Genomic DNA, 2,315 nt, shown 5'->3' on the forward strand with positions numbered 1-2,315 from the left:
TTTCTATATAGAGGGAGGTTAGTTCAATATTGACTTCCTATTTCTAATAAAAGCTTTTATCCCGTAAGGCTGTATAATTATGGAATTCATTCACTTTACTCTTTTTTATTCTAATTTTAAACCACACAATGTTTCTTCGTTATTTGAAACTTTTTATCTTGAATCAGATAAATAAATTTAGAATATGAAAGCAATCTTTCTATAAAGAACCATCATTAGATGGTTATATAATATTATTTTGAACAGAATAATATGGTTAATCGTAATTTTATAAAACTGGTTAACTTTAACATATTTCAGGAGGGCTTAAAGTATGGGTAAATTAGATGGCAAAGTAGCAATTGTAACAGGTGGAGCAAGTGGAATTGGTTTAGCAACCGTAAAAGCTTTCGCAGAAAAAGGTGCAAAAGTCGTTATCGGTGATTTTAATGAACAAGGCGGAAAAGCCGTTGAATCTGAATTTAAAACGAATGGATTAGATGTTTTGTTTGTTCAACTGGATGCAGGAAATGAAGAATCTGTTAAAAACCTAGTAGCTAAAACAATAGAACATTACGGAAAATTAGATATCATTGTGAACAACGCAGGCATCGGCAGTTTAGGGGAAGTACATGAGATGTCTTATGATGACTATCATAAAATCATAAGAGTGAACCAGGACGGTGTCTTTTTCGGCACGAAATATGCTATTCAAGAGTTTTTAAAAACTGGCGGTGGCGTGGTACTGAACACAGCTTCTATTCTAGGAGTTGTAGGCGAGCCAGGTGCATTTCCGTATGCTGCATCAAAAGGTGCAGTGGTTCAAATGACAAAAGCCGCTGCTCTACAATATGCTACGCGTAACATCCGAGTGAACGCTGTAGCTCCTGGTTATATTGAAACGGCTCTTGTGAACAGAGAAGCCTTAGGCGAGTTCTATGATGGACTTATAGCGAGACACCCCATCGGAAGACTTGGGAAACCTGAAGAAATCGCTCATGCATTTGTTTTCTTAGCTGAAAATGACTTTACAACAGGAGCGACTATACTTGTTGACGGTGGATATACCGCACAATAATCACCCCCATTTTAATAGAACCATTTTCGGATGGTTCTTTATTATTAGAGCTTGAGTTAAGAAATACGTATTATATAGTTAACCCTCAATTAATATGAAAATAAAGTTTGTGAAGAAATGTACTTAAGCTAACTGGGTGCATGAGTTGAAGATCGAAGAAGCTGTCATTTTGGAAGCTTTTCTTGTTTCACTAACTAGTTTAGTAAAAGAAGGGGTCCAAACAACTAAAAGCTCGAAATATGCTAAGCAATTTCGACATCAAAAAAGCCGATATTCCTATGCTAAGAAAATCGACTTTAAATAAGGTTGATATTGATAAACAAAAAAAGGTCCGATAAAGGGACCTTTTCCTGCTCCATTCACCTTATTATTAGTAGAACACAAATGATGTACCAACGATGATAAGAAGGATGAACAATACTACGATTAACGCAAAGCCACTTCCTAATCCGTCCATTTATTTCACCTCAAGCCTTAATCATTCTTTTCGCTAGAACGTGTATTGGTTTATTAAATAACAAAAGCAGTACCAACAATAATTAAAAGGATAAACAGTACAACGATTAAAACAAATGTACTGCCTCCGCCGTAGCCAAAACCACCGTAGCCAAAACCTCGGCAGCCTCCGAATCCTCCGTATCCAAACATACCCACCTGTTAGATTTTTCGAATAAACCTTTCGCTATATCATATTTCAAAAGGCAAGAATTGCTTGGACAAACATCATATTGATAAGGCAAAATATACGACATGCCTATAAAAGCAAAGAAACGTCTGCCTTAAGGCAAACGATCTTTAAATAAAAGAAGGTAATGTATATGTTGGTGTTATGCTGGCGGTTGGTAATAATAATATATGAACAAGATAATGAAATGGAATGGACAAGGGCTGATTTTTTAACGAATAAATTTCTTGGTCTGTTCTAAAAATATTCCCCAAATAAGGCTTAACCAATTGGGTACTTAAGTTAAACTGATGTATAGCCTAGAGTGTAGCCGAAAAGCCATAGTCTTGCTTAGCATATAGACTTCTCAAAGATAATTACAATCACAGAAACCCCTAGTAGGGATTTCTTGTATTTATTAAACCTTTCGACTTAATAAAGGACTACACTAAGCATGGCACAGGGAGACAACCTTTGGAAAAGGGCTTTAATTGCAGATAATGCCCATCCCCTTTTTGGTATTTTATGTATTTTATAGGTAACAGCTGAAAGGAGGTTATGTATATGTCCGATGGTGTAGGCTTCGCAGGTGGT

Annotated in this window: 4 protein-coding genes; 2 read left to right on the forward strand and 2 right to left on the reverse strand. The window is 36.0% G+C overall.

The annotated features are described in order from the left end of the window. Positions 1-313: 313 nt before the first annotated feature. Complete coding sequence (locus V7266_RS29140) at positions 314-1,057, forward strand: SDR family NAD(P)-dependent oxidoreductase (protein WP_335472704.1); 744 nt, start codon at positions 314-316, stop codon at positions 1,055-1,057. A 145-nt stretch (positions 1,058-1,202) separates the two neighbouring features. Then, positions 1,203-1,361 (forward strand): hypothetical protein, encoded by a 159-nt coding sequence (locus V7266_RS29145; RefSeq protein WP_335472705.1) that lies wholly within the window; start codon positions 1,203-1,205, stop codon positions 1,359-1,361. A 66-nt stretch (positions 1,362-1,427) separates the two neighbouring features. On the opposite strand, the gene V7266_RS29150 is transcribed toward V7266_RS29145, so the two are convergent. Next, on the reverse strand, positions 1,428-1,514 hold the full coding sequence (locus V7266_RS29150) for a YjcZ family sporulation protein (protein ID WP_335472712.1): 87 nt from the start codon (positions 1,512-1,514) through the stop codon (positions 1,428-1,430). A 53-nt stretch (positions 1,515-1,567) separates the two neighbouring features. Beyond that, the gene (locus tag V7266_RS29155; RefSeq protein WP_335469707.1) at positions 1,568-1,705 is read right to left on the reverse strand and encodes a YjcZ family sporulation protein; all 138 of its coding nucleotides are present in this window, start codon (positions 1,703-1,705) and stop codon (positions 1,568-1,570) included. Positions 1,706-2,315 lie beyond the last annotated feature (610 nt).

This window comes from Neobacillus drentensis (assembly GCF_036965645.1).
GTDB lineage: Bacteria > Bacillota > Bacilli > Bacillales > Cytobacillaceae > Neobacillus > Neobacillus drentensis_D.

Excerpts from the sequence above, each read along its gene's own strand:
- V7266_RS29140 (WP_335472704.1), top strand. The coding sequence starts at position 314 with ATGGGTAAATTAGATGGCAAAGTAGCAATTGTAACAGGTGGAGCAAGT.
- V7266_RS29155 (WP_335469707.1), bottom strand. The coding sequence starts at position 1,705 with ATGTTTGGATACGGAGGATTCGGAGGCTGCCGAGGTTTTGGCTACGGT.
- V7266_RS29150 (WP_335472712.1), bottom strand. The coding sequence starts at position 1,514 with ATGGACGGATTAGGAAGTGGCTTTGCGTTAATCGTAGTATTGTTCATC.